Source organism: Nocardia aurantia (genome assembly GCF_009604425.1).
Classification (GTDB): domain Bacteria; phylum Actinomycetota; class Actinomycetes; order Mycobacteriales; family Mycobacteriaceae; genus Nocardia; species Nocardia aurantia.
This window is the reverse complement of sequence record NZ_WEGI01000006.1, coordinates 487,805-501,986: the sequence shown is the minus strand read 5'-3', so window position 1 is coordinate 501,986 and position 14,182 is coordinate 487,805. Positions and strand designations below refer to the sequence as shown.

The window sequence follows — 14,182 nt, the reverse complement described above, 5'->3', positions numbered from 1 at the left end:
CTTGCTCAAATGAGAACGCTACTCTCGGCCTGGCTTCCCCGGAGCGTTTTCGCCTTCCTCGATCGTCCGAATTCGCTCGGCGACGAAGGCGTTCCAGTCCGACGCGCGCTCGACCAGCAGATCCCGCACCGCCTCGTGGGTGTAGAGCATGAAGGTGTCGTCCAGGATCGCCGTCGCGACCTGTTCGCCGACCACGTCCGGCGCGAGCGGGGCGAACTGCGCGCCCGGCCCCCGGGTGGGCACCTCGGGGCCGAAGGTGGGCGGCATCGACGCCATGATGTTGGTCATCACCGGGCCCGGGCACAGCACCGTGACGCCGATGCCCCGCGGTTGCAGATACAGCCGCAGCCCCTCCGAGATCTGCACCACCGCGGCCTTGGTCGCCGCGTACGGCAACCGGTCGTACGAGTAGGTGTAGAGGCCCGCGAACGAGGCCGTGTTCACGATGTGCCCGTGCCCCTGTTCCAGCAGCAGCGGCAGGAAGGTGGCGTTGCTGCGCACCACCGACATCAGGTTGATGTCGATCAGGCGCTGCCATTCGGCGACCGGCAGGTGCTCGGGGCGGCCGCGGGTCAGTACGCCGACATTGTTCATCATCACGTCGACGCGGCCGAAGCTGTTCAGCGCCAAGGCTTTCAGCTCGTCGAACGCGTTCTCGGCGGCGACGTCGCAGTGGGCCGCGACGGCCCGGCCGCCGGCGTCGGTGATCGCCGCGGCGGCCGATCGCGCGGCGGCGGCGTCGATGTCGGCGACCACGATGTTCGCGCCGCGCCGGGCGAGGGACCGCGCGGTGGCGCGGCCGATGCCGCTGCCACCGCCGGTGATGATCGCGGTGCGATCCCGCACGGTGTCCATGCCGGCGCGCCTACACCGGCGCCTTGACGCGGGCCTGATCGGCGGCGTCCTGAAGCGCCTGCCCCTTGGCGAAACCGTAGTAGGCGGAGAACTGGAGCACGATCTCGTCCAGCTCCGCCGGGGTGATGTCGCCCGACTCCACCGCCGAGGTGACGTGCGAGCGCAACGGCATCGGCGAATCATCCAGCGCGACAGCGGGAATCGTGATGAGCCGGCGGTCGCGGCGGGTCAGGCCGGGGCGCTGCCAGACGTGCCCGAACACGAAGTTCAGGATGCCGGCGTGCTGGTACGGGGTGTTCGCCGGCGGTGCGGAGATCAGGTTCACCTCCGCGAACTCCTTGGCGCCCAGTTCCATTCGCTGCTGCCAGTCGCTCGGGCCGAGTTCGGCGTCGTCGATCCGCGGCCACGGCGGGGCCGGCTCGCCGCGCTCGGCGTGCAGCCGGGCCCACTGCGCGCGCACCTCACCCTCCAGATGCGAGGCCTTCGGCCAGCCGCAGTAGACGGCGAAATGCAGGACGAATTCCAGCATCTCCGGCAGGGTCATGTCGCCGCTGTGCAGCGCGGCGTAGACGTGATCGGCGATCGGCTGCGGCGAATCCGCGGCGGCCACACAGGTCAGCGTCACCCATCGCCGCTCCCGGCGGGTCAGGCCGGGCCGCGACCACACCTGCCCGAAGACGAATTCGAAGGTCGCCGCCTCGAACGGGGTCGCCGCTTCCGGCGGCTCGACGGTCATGACCTCGCGATAGGTCTCCTGGGCACTGGCCGGCATGGCTCGCTCCTTCGCTGCGCTGCGTCCGCTTGTCGTCCGTCACCACCTTAAGACAGTTGTCTTTACCGGTCCAGGGTCTCTTTCGCCGCCCCTGTTAGGATGCTGTGCGGTACAGGACGTTCGCGGAGGAGGGGACAGGGAGATGGCCGTGCTTCCGGCCCGGGAGGCGATCATCGTCGCGGCCGAACGGCTCTACGCCCGGCACGGGATCGAGGGAGTCTCCCTGCGGCAGATCGGCGCCGCCGCCGGAAACGCCAACAATTCCGCGGTGCAATACCATTTCGGCTCCAAGGATCAATTGATCCAGGCGATATTCGGATATCGCGAGCCGCGACTACGGGAACGCCGCGCGGAATTGACCGCCGAACGCCGCCCCGAGGATCTGGCGGCACTCATCGAATGCCACGTACTGCCCATCCTCGAACAGGGCGCCGAGGTGGGCAGCAATTACCTGAGTTTCATCGCGATGCTCCAGCAACACGGTCACAGCGACGTCTTCGACCGCGTCTCCACGCAATACCGCGACGAGAACGAGAAATTCCGGGACCGCGTACGGGCCCTGCTCCCCGACCTGCCGGAACCCCTGCGCACCCACCGCGTCGCCCAGGCCCTGTCCTTCGCCGTGCACGCCGCCGCGCTGAACGAACAGGCCGCCGCCGCGGGCCGCCCCGTCCTGCCCTTCGAAGTGCACGTCCGCGACGTCCTGGACGGCCTCGTCGGCTTCCTCACCGCCCCCGCCTCACCGGCGGCGATCGCCGCGATCGCCGACCTCGACACACATCCCGGCCTGTCCTGGCCGCTGCCGCACTGAACTCTCCGCGACGGCCTCGAACCGCTCGGCGCCTGTCGCGTCGAACACGCTGCGGTGACGCTGCTTTCGATGCGACAGGGCCGGACCGGTCCCGCTAGCGCTCCCCGCGGATCAGGTGGAGGGGGGCGTGGTTGGCCCAGCCGTCGCCGGGCCAGTTGAACCAGCCGGCGGAGGCGTAGGTGCCGCCGTCGGGGTGGAGGGTGGTGCCGGTGAGGTAGGTGGACAGGCGGGAGGCGAGGAATACCACGCAGTTCGAGATGTCGGTGACCTGGCCGGGGCGGGCCATCGGGATGGCCACCGCGACGCCCTCGGGGTCGTACATCGCCCGGTCGCCGGAGTGGCCGTTGCCGCCGGCCATCTTGTCCATGTTCGGGGTGGGGACGAAATCCGGTGCCACGTTGTTGATCCGGATGTTGTCGGGGGCCACCTCCACGGCCAGGGTGCGCGAGAACTGTTCCACGGCGGCCTTGGCCGCCGAGTAGACCGCGTAACCCGGTGCGGCACGGTGTGCTTCGATCGTCGTGATGTTGACGATGCTGCCGCCGCGGCCGCCGGCGCGCATCCGGGGGACGGCCAGTGAACACGCCTGGAACACGTGCAGCAGGTTGATCCGCAGCAGGGCGTTCCAGGCGTTCGGGCTGGTGTCGGTGAACGACGCGCGGAAGGTGCCGCCGACCACGTTCACCAACGTGTCCAGCCGGCCCCAGCGTTCGTCGACCGCGGTGAACAGGCCGCTCAGGGTGTCGGGGTCGCGGACGTCGCCCTGGATCAGGAGGGCGTCGTGACCGTCCTCGGCGAGCCTCGCGCGCAACTGCTCGATCGCCTCGCCGTCGATGTCGAGGACCGCGGTGCGGACCCCGTTGGCGGCCAGATCCGTGACGATCGCCTGACCGAGACCGCCTGCGCCGCCGGTGATCACGGCGACCGTGCCGTCGAGCCCGCCGCGTTCCTCGAACCATCCCATCGCCGTCAGCCCTTCAGGTAGGTGGCGCCGAAACCCTCGATGAAATCGAAGGTCGCGGACGCCTCGCTGGTGCGGCTGGACACGGTGACCCAGTCGATCCCGATCTTCTCCAGATGGGCCAGCATCTCGCGGTGCCGGTCGGCGTCCGCGGTCGGGTTCAGGATGGTCGTGTCGTTGTAGGAGTAGACCACGTCGATGTGCTCGGTGCGCCCGGCTTCCTTTGCGGCGGAACGGATGTCGGCGATCTTCCCGGCCAGTTCGTCGAAGTCGCCGAGTTCCGGGGTGCGGGCGGTGGAGTTCAGTTCGCCGCCGCCGCTCATCGGGATCCAGCCCTGGGCGCGCTGACCGACCCGGCGCTGGGTCAGCTTCGAGTTGCCGCCGATCCAGATCGGGATGGGGTTCTGCACCGGCTTCGGCCGGGCCACCACGTCGCGGGCGCTGAAGTGCCGGCCCTGGTAGCTGAACGGCTCACCGCTCCAGTGCAGGGGCAGCACGTCCAGCGCTTCCTCGAACAGCGCGTTGCGTTCGTCGAAATCGACTCCCAGCGCGTGGAATTCGCTCTTCTGATAGCCGGTGCCGATGCCGACGATCGCGCGGCCGCCGGACAACTTGTCCAGTGTCGCAGCGGATTTCGCGAGCAGGAACGGGTTGCGGTAGGGCGCCACGGCCAGATAGGTGAGCAGCTTCAGCCGTTCGGTCGCGGCGGCCACGAAGCCCAGCGACACGAACGGGTCGAGGGTCTGATGCCCCCCACTGGCCAGCCAGCGCGCGCCCGGGATGGGATGCTCGCTGAGCGAGAAACCGTCGAACCCGGCGCGCTCCACCGCGACCGCCACGTCGCGCAGCGGACCGGCATCCAGTACATCGCCCTCGTACCCGGCGGTCTCGGGGTAATGGAAGAAGAAACGCATCGTCACCTCATTGCTCGATGCCGGGGCCGCGCCGGTCCGATGGGCGGGCGTCACGCCTGGGCGAGAACGTTGTTTAGCCTCTATTGCATCTACCATTCTTTCGAATGGAGAACAAGCCTCTCGCCAACCGTGCGGTTCCGGCGAGAGGCCCGGATCGCCCGCTAACGGCCGTGCTTGACCTGGTTGAACGGCACGCCACGGTCGGCGGCGAATTCGCGCGGCATGCCCAGCAGCCGCTCGCTGATCACGTTGCGCGACATCTCGGCGCTGCCGCCGGCCAGGCTCCAGGAATTGCGGAACAGGTAGTCGATGCCGAGCTGCCGCCCGGTGCCGTCGGGCGCGGCGGTGGCCGCCGACGCGCCGGCGATCCGGATCGCCTTGTCGATCTGCAACTGCGCGTTCTCGGCGCTGAACAGCCGCACGATCGAGCTGGCCGGCGGCGGCAGTTCACCGCTGGCCAGCTGCCGCGACACCCGCGCGACCAGCTGGTCCCGGACCCGGAACATCGCGCGGGCCTCGCCGATGTCCTCCCGCACCGCGGGATCGTCGAGCCGCCCCACCGAGCGGGCCAGCTCGACCAGTTCACTGAGGTCGACCGACAGCCGCGGCCGGGAGCCGCTCATGTACGGCGAGGTGCCGCCCATCGCGGAACGCTCGTGGAACAGCAGCCGCGACGCCGCCGCCCAGCCGCCGTTCACCTCGCCGAGCACGGAGTCCGCGGGCAGCCGGACGTCGTCGAAGAACTCCTGGCAGAACTCGGTGCTGCCGGTGACCTGCTTGATCCGCTGGATGGTGACGCCGGGCGCGTGCACCGGCACCAGGAACAGCGTGAGGCCCTCGTGCTTCGGCACGTCCCAGTTGGTGCGGGCCAGGCAGATCCCGTAGTCGGCCGCGTAGGCGCCCGAACTCCAGATCTTGGAGCCGTTGAGCACCCACTCGTCGCCGTCGCGGTCGGCGCGGGTGGTGAGGCCGGCCAGATCGGAGCCGCCGCGCGGTTCGGACAGGAACTGCACCAGCAGCTCCTCGCCGCGCAGCACCGCGGTCAGATGCGTGCGCTTCTGCTCCTCGGTGCCGAGATCGAGGATCGTCGGGGCACAGATGGACAGCGTCGGGATGTTGAACACCAACGGCATCTCGTACTCGAAGGATTCCTCGGTGAACGCCCGCTGATGCGCGGTGGTCAGCCCCTGGCCGCCGTACTCCTTCGGATAGCAGATGCCCGCGAAGCCGCCGTCGGAGAGGATGCGCTGCAGTTGCCGGGATCGGTCCCAGATGTCGTCGTTCTCCGGGCCGGAGTAGCGGCCGGTGGCGGCGGGCAGATTGTCCTTCAGCCAGCGGCGGGCGCGGTCGCGGAACTCGGCGACGGATTCCAGTTCGGTCATGCCGGCACACCGGCCTTTCTCGATCGGCGGGAATGTGGTTGCGGCGCAGCGGTTTCGGTGCGCCGGTGCGGGCCCGGCATCAGGCCGCGGCGGTGATCAGGTCGGTGATGCGGCGGCGGTGCTCCTCGGGCGTGCCGTACAGGGCGCGGCCCAGCGTGATCCGGCGCAGGTACAGGTGCAGGTCGTGCTCCCAGGTGACGCCGATGCCGCCGTGGATCTGCACGCAGTCCTGCGCGATCACCGAAGCCTTCGCGCCCACATAGGATTTCGCGACGCTGACCACCTCGGCGGCGCTCGCCGGATCGTCGTCGTAGGTCTCGGCGGCCGCCGCGGCGGTGGCGCGGCAGGCCTCCAGCCAGGTCTTGTTGTCGGCCATCCGATGCTTCAGCGCCTGATAGGACGCCAGCGGCCGGCCGAAGGTGTAGCGGTCGAACATCCAGCCGACGGTGGCGTCGAAGGCGCGATCGGTGGCGCCGACGGTCTCCGCGGCGGTCAGCACCGCCGCCACCTGGATCTCGGTCTCCAGCGCGGCCGCGGCGCCGGCGCCGGTGTGCACCACCGCGTCGGCGGGCACCGCGACCTCGTCGAACCGCACTTCACCGGTGCGGCGCACCAGATCCAGCGTCCAGGTCGGCGTCACCGTCACGCCCGGCGCGTCGGCGGGCACGAGCACCTGCACCGGTCCGTCCGGACCGGTCGCGGTCACCAGGAACAGATCGGCCTGCCCGGCCGCCTCCACCCGGTCCTTGAGCCCGCTGAGCCGATAACCGTCGCCGTCGGCGGTCAGCCGGGCGCCGACATTCGGCACACTCGCGCCGCGCGGGAATTCGAGTCCGTGGCCGGGCTCGTACACCGCCCACACCGCGATCCGCTCACCGGCGACGACCTCGCCGGTCACCTCCGCGAACCGCTCGCCGGCGGCCGCCAGCCCGGCCAGTACGGCACTCGTGGTGACCAGCGGTCCGGGTGCGCAGCTGCGCCCCAATTCCTCGGCGACCAGTGACAATTCGGTCAGCGGCCGCCCCGAGACGGACCCGCCGCCCCATTCCTCCGGCACCAGCATCGCCGTCCAGCCCAGCTCCGCGGCCTGCCGCCACCAGTCGCGATCGAAGCCGGCCTCGGTCTCCCCGGCCGCGCGCACCGCCGCGATCGACATGGTGTCGGCGAGAAACTCCCGCGTGGTCGACTGGAACAACCGCTGATCCGCGGTCAGCTCGAAAGTCATGATGGTCCGGCCCTCCGGAAGACGCCCTGAGCAATTGCCCAAACAAAGATGGCACATGTCTAACACCCGGTCGCCGACCCGGTCAAGACGGCCGGGTGCGCACCCCCGTCGGCGGCCGGTGCTCACGGCGACGGCCCAGCGTGCACGGCCTGCGGGGACCTCCGTGCCGGTCACGGAATCCGGTCCGGTCGGAGACGCCGCGGATCCGGACTCGAAACCACCGAGCGCGCGACACCGGGCGACGGTGGCGGAAGGCACCGCAGGCCACCGGTGATTTCGATGTCCGGTCACCGCTCGGCGGCCAGGATCGCGCAAGACCTCGCGGCCGAGTGCCGGTTGCGGTGCACCGGCCACCGTGTGTCGGCCGGGCCCGGTCGTCACGAACTCGCAGCCGCTGTCGACAGTTGCCTGTCAGTATCCCGGTCGCCTGCCACGCGGCGGGCATCGTCGCCGGGGCATGGGCGTGGCCGGACCGGCGCGGTGAAAGTGATTGGGCTGGTGGTGAATCGACCGACCGAGCCGCGATGCTGTCGCCCCGCGAACGGGGTATCAAGGCGAAGGGTTGCGGAGCGGGTCGGCGAGCTGGGCGGTGAAGTACGCGATGGTGTCGGCGTGACCAGCGGTGATACCGAGCATATGTTCCGAGACCAGCAGACGGGTGACGGCGGCCAGGATGAAGCCCAGCACGGGCGGTGACATGGTGGCGGGGCGCAGGCTGTGGGGCAGGAGCCGGCTCAGGGCGGTGCGCTGATTCTCGCGGGAGATCTCGGTGTAGAGGGCCAGTTCGGTGCGAATCTCCTTGCGGTGGTTGGCCAGCGCGAAGAACTCCAGAACGAGGGCGGTATCGCGATTGGCGTTGTGCAAATCCCACATCGAGCGCGCCCGGCCGGTGTCGAGGGCATGCCGCTCTCGGTCCAGATGCCGCTGGGCGCCGCGCCGGAACACCGCCAGGAACAGATCGTCCATGGTGGGGAAGTAGTAGTGCACCAGGGCCGGTTTCACGCCTGCGACGGCGGCGACGCGCCGCGAGGTCGCCGCCGCGTAGCCCTCGGTGACCATGACCTGGGCGGTGGCGTTGAGCAGCTGATCGCGAGCGCTCGGCTCGCCGTTCCCGTTGCGGCGGCGCGGCATCGGATCGATGTCCGGCGGAAGGGATTGCGCCGGTGCGGAAGTCGTGGCCCGCAGCGGCGGGGACGCCTGGTCGAACGCACCGGTCGACGAAGGTTCTCTCGCCGCCGCGGAAGTAACCCGGCCGGCCGTGGCGCCATCGGTCTCGGCGGGTGAGAGGCCGCCTGCCCCAGCGAAATCCGATCCGGTGGCGATCGCCTCGGTCGCGGTCGTGGTCGACGAGGCCGCCTCATCGGCGGCGTCGTGCTCCGGCTCGGGGGATCGGGTCGTCGCGGTGTCCCGGGCTTGCGCGCCGGGCGATGTCATCGTCCCGGGGCGCAGGCTCCGGATCAACAGCCGCACCGCGCTGTCGATGGTCCGTTCGGCGTCCGCGGCGCCGGGGTGGGGGTGGCCGAAGACCGTGGACCAGGCGGGCGCGGTGACCATGGCGAGGAAGTGCTCGGCCAGCAGGTCCGGGTCGTCGGCGACGATCGCCCCGGTGCGGGCGTGCTGCCGCAGCAGTTCGGCGACCGGATTCGGCGAGGGCCACGAGGTGGCCTGCCGGGCCAGGTCCGGGTGGCGTTCCGCTTGCGCGGCGGCGATCCGGCGGAGCTTGATCAGGTCGGGGTGCACGGCGCGATCCCAGGCGGCGGTGGCGATCTCGGTCAGGGCGGCGGTGAGATCGCCGGAGTCCGAGCGGGCCGGGGACGGGCGGTCGGCGCGCTGGACGGCCCATTCCAGCACCGAGCGGAACATCGCCTCCTTGCTCGGGAAGCGGGTGTAGAGCGAGGCCTTGGTGGTGCCGGCCGCGCGGGCGATCGCGTCCATCGAGGTGCCGTCGTAGCCCTGGTCCAGGAACAGTTGCAGCGCTGCCCGGCGCAGGGTGCGATCGAGCTGGGTCGCCTGGGCCCGCGTCGGCCGTCCGCCGCGCCGGGCGCGGGAATCGGCGTTGTCGCCGGAGGCGGGTGTGGTGCGGCTCGGCGTCATGCGGTGCAGTCTGCCAGGTCGGGCCGCGGGCCGAAACTAGACCTCATCGTATAGTTTCGGGCGCCGGACCGCCGCCACCGGTGTGCTGAGCGCACGCTCAAAAATATGCCGCACGGAGGCCCGGCCTCAGCCGGCGGCCGACCGGCCCGCGGTGTCGGCCTCGAAACGGTCCAGGTGGCCCTCGACGAAGGCGAGCAGTTCCTCGTGCCCGCGATGGACGCCCAGCGCGCTCTCGGTGGCCAGTGCCCCGGACAGGCTCGCGATCAGCAGCGACACCACCACCGGGGGAAATTCGCCAAGGTCCAGGCCGCGCTCGCGGGCGATGAAGGTCAGGGCCGTCACCTGGATCTCCCGGAACCGATCGGTGTAGGCGGCGAGTTCGGCGCGGATGGCCGGCCGCTGGTTCGCCAGCGCCATGAACTCCAGTTGCAGCCGGGTGCCGTGCGGTTCGCGGCTGAGATCCCACAGCGCGCGCAGCGGGCGATCGGAGAAGATCGCCCGGCGCTGCCGCTCGACATGGGCCTCCGCGCCGCGGCGGAACACCGCGAGATACAGGTCGTCCATGGTCGGGAAGTAGTAGTGCACCAGCGGCGGCTTCACCCCCGCGACGGCCGCGACGCGCCGGGAGGTGGCGGCGGCGCTGCCCTCCTCGCGCATGATCTTCGCCGTCGCGTCGAGGATCGCCAGCCGGGTGGCGGAATCCTCGGCCCCGACGCGCCGGCCGGCGCGCGCCGTCCCGGTCCGGCGGCCCCTTGACCTCTCTTCGCTCACGGTGTTAAGCATAAGCACGCCAATTGTTTGAGCACCAGTTCAGCACCCGCGGGGCGGCCGGCCCCGGGATGCTGCCGGATCGAAGGGGTCCGCCGTGACCGTCACCACCACCGAAATCAGCGACCACATCGGGCTCGAGGTCACCGGGATGACCGGCGCCGACCTCGTCGGCGCCGAGGCCGCCGGCCAACTGCGCACCGCCCTGGACCGCTACGGCGTCGTCGTCTACCGCGAGGCGCACATCACCGACGCCGAACTGGTCGCGCTGAGCCGCCATCTCGGCGAGGTGGTGGTGGCACCCTTCGGCGGCGAGAAGGAGTTCCCGGAGGTTCAGGCCGTCACCCGCGACCCGTCGAAGAGTGTGCTGGCCGCCTATCGGGAAGGCACCTTCTTCTGGCACATCGACGGCGCGACCGACGAGGTGCCGCAGCAGGCCACGCTGCTGACCGCGAAGGTGGTCGCCGACGACGGCGGCGATACCGAGTTCGCCAACACCTTCGCCGCCTACGAGGCCCTGTCCGAGGCGGAGAAGGCCGAGATCGACGACCTGCGGGTGGTGCACAGTTTCGCGCACTCGCAGGAGCTGGCCAATCCGGAACCGACCGCGAAACAGCGCGCCGCCTGGGACCGGGTGCCCACCCGGGTGCATCCGCTGGTGTGGACCCGGGCCAACGGCCGCAAGTCGCTGCTGATCGGCGCGACCGCGGCGTCGATCGTCGGCTGGTCCGAGGAGGAGAGCCGGGCGCTGCTGGACCGGCTGCTGGACTGGTCCGGTCAGCCCCGGTTCTCGCTGCGGCACCAGTGGAAGCCGGGCGATCTGGTGGTCTGGGACAACACCGGTATGTTGCACCGGGCGCAGCCGTACGACGCGGGCTCGAGCCGGTTGATGCACCGGACCACGCTGGTCGGCGAGGAGGCCGTGGCCTGACGACGGCCACCGAGGTTGACGCCTCCGCCCGCAACTGTGAGAATCGGCACGTCTGATATCGAGAGTGGCATTCTCGCTCGGAGGCCAACAGAAGGCATCGCGGGCAGAACGGCAATATCGCCGGCCGCGGTGTGAAAGGGAGTCGAGTGGCGGACGACATCGAGTCGCTGAACTATTTCACCGACAGCGGACTGGTCACGGATCCGTACCCGTATCTCGACGCGTTGCGCGCGCGGTGCCCGGTCACCCGCGAGCCGCACCACAACGTCGCCATGGTGACCGGCTACGACGAGGCGCTCGAGGTGCTCAACGACGTCGAGAACTTCTCGTCGTGCCTCTCGGTGACCGGCCCGTTCCCGGGCCTGCCGGTGCCGGTGGAGGGCCGCGACGACGTGGCCGAGATCATCGAGCAGTACCGGGACGGCCTGCCGCTGTCCGATCAGCTGCCCTGCCTCGATCCGCCGGTGCACACCGACCATCGGGCGCTGCTCATGCGACTGATCACCCCGAAGCGGTTGAAGGAGAACGAGGACGCGATGTGGTCGATCGCCGACCGCGTCCTCGACACCTTCCTGACGCCCGGCGCGGACGGGGTCGTATCCGGTGACGTCATCGCCGACTTCATCGGCCCGTTCACCCTCTACGTGATCGCCGACCTGCTGGGCGTGCCCGAGGCCGATCAGGAGGAGTTCCTGAACGCGTTGCAGCGCGGTGGCCACGAGGGCGGCGGTGGCCTCGGCAGCACCGAGGGCGAGGAGATGGCGCACAACCCGATCGAGTTCCTCTACGGCAAGTTCTCCGCCTACGTCGAGGACCGTCGCCGCGAACCGACCGGTGACGTGCTGACCAGCATGGCCACCGCGACTTTCCCGGACGGCTCGGAGCCGACCGTGCTGGACGTGGTCCGGGTCGCCGTGAACCTGTTCTCGGCCGGTCAGGAGACCACGGTCCGGCTGGTGAGCAACGCGCTGAAGCTGCTCGCCGACGACCCGGAACTGGAGACGTGGCTGCGCGCGGACCGCAGCCGGATCGGCAACTTCCTGGAGGAGGTGCTGCGCACCGAGAGCCCGGTCAAGGGTGACTTCCGGTTGTCGAAGGTGCCGACCACGGTCGGCGGCGTGGATCTGCCGTCCGGCACCATCCTGATGGTGAGCAACGGTGCCGCCAACCGCGACCCGCGCAAGTTCGAGGATCCGTCCCGGTTCGACGCGGCCCGCTCGAATGCCCGCTCGCACATCGCCTTCGGCCGCGGGCCGCACACCTGCCCGGGCGCCCCGCTGGCGCGCGCCGAGGCCCGGGTGGCGCTGGAGCGAATCCTCGATCGCACCACCGGTTTCCGCATCGTCGAGTCGGTCCACGGGCCGGCCGGCGCGCGGCGGTTCGACTATCTGCCGACGTTCATCCTGCGCGGCCTGATGTCTTTGCACATGGAATTCGACCTGGTGGAGGTACCGGCCCGATGAAGGCTTCCGTTGATTGGGATCGCTGCCGTGGACACGGCGTCTGCACGACGATCTGCCCTGAGGTGTTCGTACTGAGCCCCGACGGGTATGCCGAGGTGCCCGAACCGGCCGTGCCGGCCGAGCTCGAGGCGGCGGCGCGCAATGCCGCCGACGCCTGCCCGGAGCGTGCGATCGACCTGAGCTGAGCGCTGCGGCGCCCCACGAGCCACTGCGGTACGACAAGCGAGAATGCTTGTACCGCAGTGGCTTTCGTGTATCCGGACAGATCCCGGCGGGCGCTGTGGCGGCGGTGGGAAGTTGCCCGTTTCGCTCCGCGTCGCCGCCCGCGGTGGGAGCATCGTTCAGGTGGGCAAGAATAAAGTTCTCTTGAACGTACAGTGTCATTCTGCGATGACTCGGGCGGGAGCGGTGCGATGAGTGCCGCGGATCTGACGCCGGGCCGGTTCGCGGAGAAGGATCCGGATCGCCTCGCCATCGTCATGGGTTTCGGTGGCGAGACGGTCACCTACGCCCGGCTCGAGGACCGCTCGGTGCGCTTCGCGCAGGCGCTGCGGGCGCGCGGGCTGACCGTCGGCGACCATATCGCGATACTGATGGAGAACAACCGCGCGTTTCTCGAGATCACCTGGGCGGCACAGCGTTCGGGGCTCTACTACACGGCGGTGAACCGGCACCTGCGGGCCGGGGAGGTGCAGTACATCCTCGACGACTGCGGGGCCACCGCGCTGATCACCAGCGAGTCGATGGCCGATGTGATCGTGGGCCTTGACCTGTCGAAGCTGCGCGTGCGGGTGACCGCGGCCGGCGACCTCGACGGTTTCGAACGGTACGAGGATCTGCTCGCCGAGCAGCCCGGCGGGCCGCTCGACGGCGAGTGCGAGGGCCGGGAGATGCTCTATTCGTCGGGAACGACGGGGCGGCCCAAGGGGATTCGCAAACCGCTGCCCGCGACCCCGCTGGGCGATCCGAGCGCGGGCCCGGTGCAGATCGCGCGCGGGCTGGCCATCACCGGCGCCGCCGAGGGCGCGGTGTACCTGTCCCCGGCGCCGCTGTATCACGGTGCGCCGCTGGTGTTCTCGATGTCCTGGCAGCGCATCGGCGGCACGGTGATCGTGATGGAACGCTTCGAACCGGAACGGTTCCTGGAGCTGATCGAGCAGTACCGGGTGACGCACGCCCAGGTGGTGCCGACCATGTTCATCCGGCTGCTGAAGCTGCCGCCGGAGGTGCGCGACCGCTACGACATCTCCAGCCTGGTCGACGTGACCCACTCCGCGGCGCCGTGCCCGGTGGCGGTCAAGCGGCAGATGATGGACTGGTGGGGCCCGAAGATCAGCGAATACTATTCGGGCACCGAGGATGTCGGGCACACCCAGATCACCGCCGCGGAATGGCTGGCCCATCCGGGTTCGGTCGGGCGGCCGATGCAGGAGTGCCACATCGTCGGCGAGGACGGCGCGGAGCTGGGCACCGGCGAGGTGGGCGTCGTCTACTTCCACGGCGGGCGGCCGTTCGAGTATCACCACGATCCGGCGAAAACCGCCGCCGCGGCGCATCCGAAGGGCTGGCGCACCCTCGGCGACATGGGCTATCTCGACGCGGACGGCTATCTGTACCTGACCGACCGCCAGGCCCACATGATCATTTCCGGTGGCGTGAACATCTATCCGCAGGAGACGGAGAATCTGCTGGCCGGACATCCGGCCGTCGCCGACGTCGCGGTCATCGGCGTGCCCGATCCGGAGATGGGCGAGCAGGTGAAAGCCGTTGTACAGCTGATGGATCCGGATTCCGCGAGTTCGGAGGTCGCGGCCGAGCTCATCACGTTCTGCCGGTCCGAACTGGCCGCCTACAAGTGCCCGCGGTCGGTCGACTTCGTCGCCGAACTGCCGCGCGATCCCAGCGGAAAGCTGTACAAACGCCGTCTGCGCGAACAGTATTGGGAGGGACACGACTCGCTGGTGATCTGAGCCTGCCCGGGGAGCCGGCCGGTCGCGACTGCGCTC

13 protein-coding genes are annotated in these 14,182 nt (G+C 69.9%); 5 read left to right on the top strand and 8 right to left on the bottom strand.

Annotation, left to right across the window (positions count from 1 at the left end):
- Positions 1–18: 18 nt before the first annotated feature.
- On the bottom strand, positions 19–855 hold the full coding sequence (locus tag NRB56_RS16395; protein WP_153342958.1) for an SDR family oxidoreductase: 837 nt from the start codon (positions 853–855) through the stop codon (positions 19–21).
- 10 nt (positions 856–865) lie between these two features.
- A complete protein-coding gene (locus tag NRB56_RS16390; RefSeq protein WP_153342956.1) occupies positions 866–1,627 on the bottom strand; it encodes a carboxymuconolactone decarboxylase family protein in 762 nt (253 codons plus the stop codon).
- Positions 1,628–1,769: 142 nt separating this feature from the next.
- On the opposite strand from NRB56_RS16390, the gene NRB56_RS16385 reads away from it, so the two are divergent.
- Positions 1,770–2,438 (top strand): TetR/AcrR family transcriptional regulator, encoded by a 669-nt coding sequence (locus NRB56_RS16385; RefSeq protein ID WP_153342954.1) that lies wholly within the window; start codon positions 1,770–1,772, stop codon positions 2,436–2,438.
- A 94-nt stretch (positions 2,439–2,532) separates the two neighbouring features.
- Here NRB56_RS16385 and NRB56_RS16380 read toward each other — a convergent pair whose 3' ends face one another.
- The 6 genes from NRB56_RS16380 to NRB56_RS16350 form a co-directional block, all read right to left on the bottom strand.
- On the bottom strand, positions 2,533–3,402 hold the full coding sequence (locus NRB56_RS16380; RefSeq protein ID WP_153342952.1) for an SDR family NAD(P)-dependent oxidoreductase: 870 nt from the start codon (positions 3,400–3,402) through the stop codon (positions 2,533–2,535).
- 5 nt (positions 3,403–3,407) lie between these two features.
- Entirely contained in the window at positions 3,408–4,313 is a 906-nt protein-coding gene (locus tag NRB56_RS16375) for an LLM class F420-dependent oxidoreductase (RefSeq protein ID WP_153342950.1), read from the bottom strand.
- 161 nt (positions 4,314–4,474) lie between these two features.
- Positions 4,475–5,695, bottom strand: a complete 1,221-nt coding sequence (locus NRB56_RS16370; RefSeq protein WP_153342948.1) for an acyl-CoA dehydrogenase family protein — start codon at positions 5,693–5,695, stop codon at positions 4,475–4,477.
- Positions 5,696–5,774: 79 nt separating this feature from the next.
- Entirely contained in the window at positions 5,775–6,920 is a 1,146-nt protein-coding gene (locus tag NRB56_RS16365; RefSeq protein WP_153342946.1) for an acyl-CoA dehydrogenase family protein, read from the bottom strand.
- A 549-nt stretch (positions 6,921–7,469) separates the two neighbouring features.
- Positions 7,470–9,014 (bottom strand): TetR family transcriptional regulator, encoded by a 1,545-nt coding sequence (locus NRB56_RS40495; protein ID WP_406603485.1) that lies wholly within the window; start codon positions 9,012–9,014, stop codon positions 7,470–7,472.
- A 126-nt stretch (positions 9,015–9,140) separates the two neighbouring features.
- On the bottom strand, positions 9,141–9,797 hold the full coding sequence (locus tag NRB56_RS16350) for a TetR/AcrR family transcriptional regulator (RefSeq protein ID WP_227837769.1): 657 nt from the start codon (positions 9,795–9,797) through the stop codon (positions 9,141–9,143).
- 82 nt (positions 9,798–9,879) lie between these two features.
- Between NRB56_RS16350 and NRB56_RS16345 the strand changes: the two genes are divergently transcribed.
- The 4 genes from NRB56_RS16345 (at position 9,880) to NRB56_RS16330 (ending at position 14,146) form a co-directional block, all read left to right on the top strand.
- On the top strand, positions 9,880–10,713 hold the full coding sequence (locus tag NRB56_RS16345; RefSeq protein WP_319943077.1) for a TauD/TfdA dioxygenase family protein: 834 nt from the start codon (positions 9,880–9,882) through the stop codon (positions 10,711–10,713).
- Positions 10,714–10,859: 146 nt separating this feature from the next.
- On the top strand, positions 10,860–12,176 hold the full coding sequence (locus NRB56_RS16340) for a cytochrome P450 (RefSeq protein ID WP_319943076.1): 1,317 nt from the start codon (positions 10,860–10,862) through the stop codon (positions 12,174–12,176).
- Positions 12,173–12,361, top strand: coding sequence for a ferredoxin (locus tag NRB56_RS16335; RefSeq protein WP_153342944.1), 189 nt, complete (start codon positions 12,173–12,175; stop codon positions 12,359–12,361). Before NRB56_RS16340 ends, NRB56_RS16335 begins: the two co-directional genes overlap by 4 nt.
- Positions 12,362–12,589: 228 nt before the next feature.
- Positions 12,590–14,146, top strand: coding sequence for an acyl-CoA synthetase (locus NRB56_RS16330; protein ID WP_153342942.1), 1,557 nt, complete (start codon positions 12,590–12,592; stop codon positions 14,144–14,146).
- Positions 14,147–14,182: the final 36 nt, after the last annotated feature.

Coding starts and splice junctions, on each gene's coding strand:
- NRB56_RS16370 (WP_153342948.1), bottom strand. CDS start 5,695: ATGACCGAACTGGAATCCGTCGCCGAGTTCCGCGACCGCGCCCGCCGC.
- NRB56_RS16375 (WP_153342950.1), bottom strand. CDS start 4,313: ATGCGTTTCTTCTTCCATTACCCCGAGACCGCCGGGTACGAGGGCGAT.
- NRB56_RS16350 (WP_227837769.1), bottom strand. CDS start 9,797: ATGCTTAACACCGTGAGCGAAGAGAGGTCAAGGGGCCGCCGGACCGGG.
- NRB56_RS16335 (WP_153342944.1), top strand. CDS start 12,173: ATGAAGGCTTCCGTTGATTGGGATCGCTGCCGTGGACACGGCGTCTGC.
- NRB56_RS16385 (WP_153342954.1), top strand. CDS start 1,770: ATGGCCGTGCTTCCGGCCCGGGAGGCGATCATCGTCGCGGCCGAACGG.
- NRB56_RS40495 (WP_406603485.1), bottom strand. CDS start 9,014: ATGACGCCGAGCCGCACCACACCCGCCTCCGGCGACAACGCCGATTCC.
- NRB56_RS16330 (WP_153342942.1), top strand. CDS start 12,590: ATGAGTGCCGCGGATCTGACGCCGGGCCGGTTCGCGGAGAAGGATCCG.
- NRB56_RS16380 (WP_153342952.1), bottom strand. CDS start 3,402: ATGGGATGGTTCGAGGAACGCGGCGGGCTCGACGGCACGGTCGCCGTG.
- NRB56_RS16390 (WP_153342956.1), bottom strand. CDS start 1,627: ATGCCGGCCAGTGCCCAGGAGACCTATCGCGAGGTCATGACCGTCGAG.
- NRB56_RS16395 (WP_153342958.1), bottom strand. CDS start 855: ATGGACACCGTGCGGGATCGCACCGCGATCATCACCGGCGGTGGCAGC.
- NRB56_RS16365 (WP_153342946.1), bottom strand. CDS start 6,920: ATGACTTTCGAGCTGACCGCGGATCAGCGGTTGTTCCAGTCGACCACG.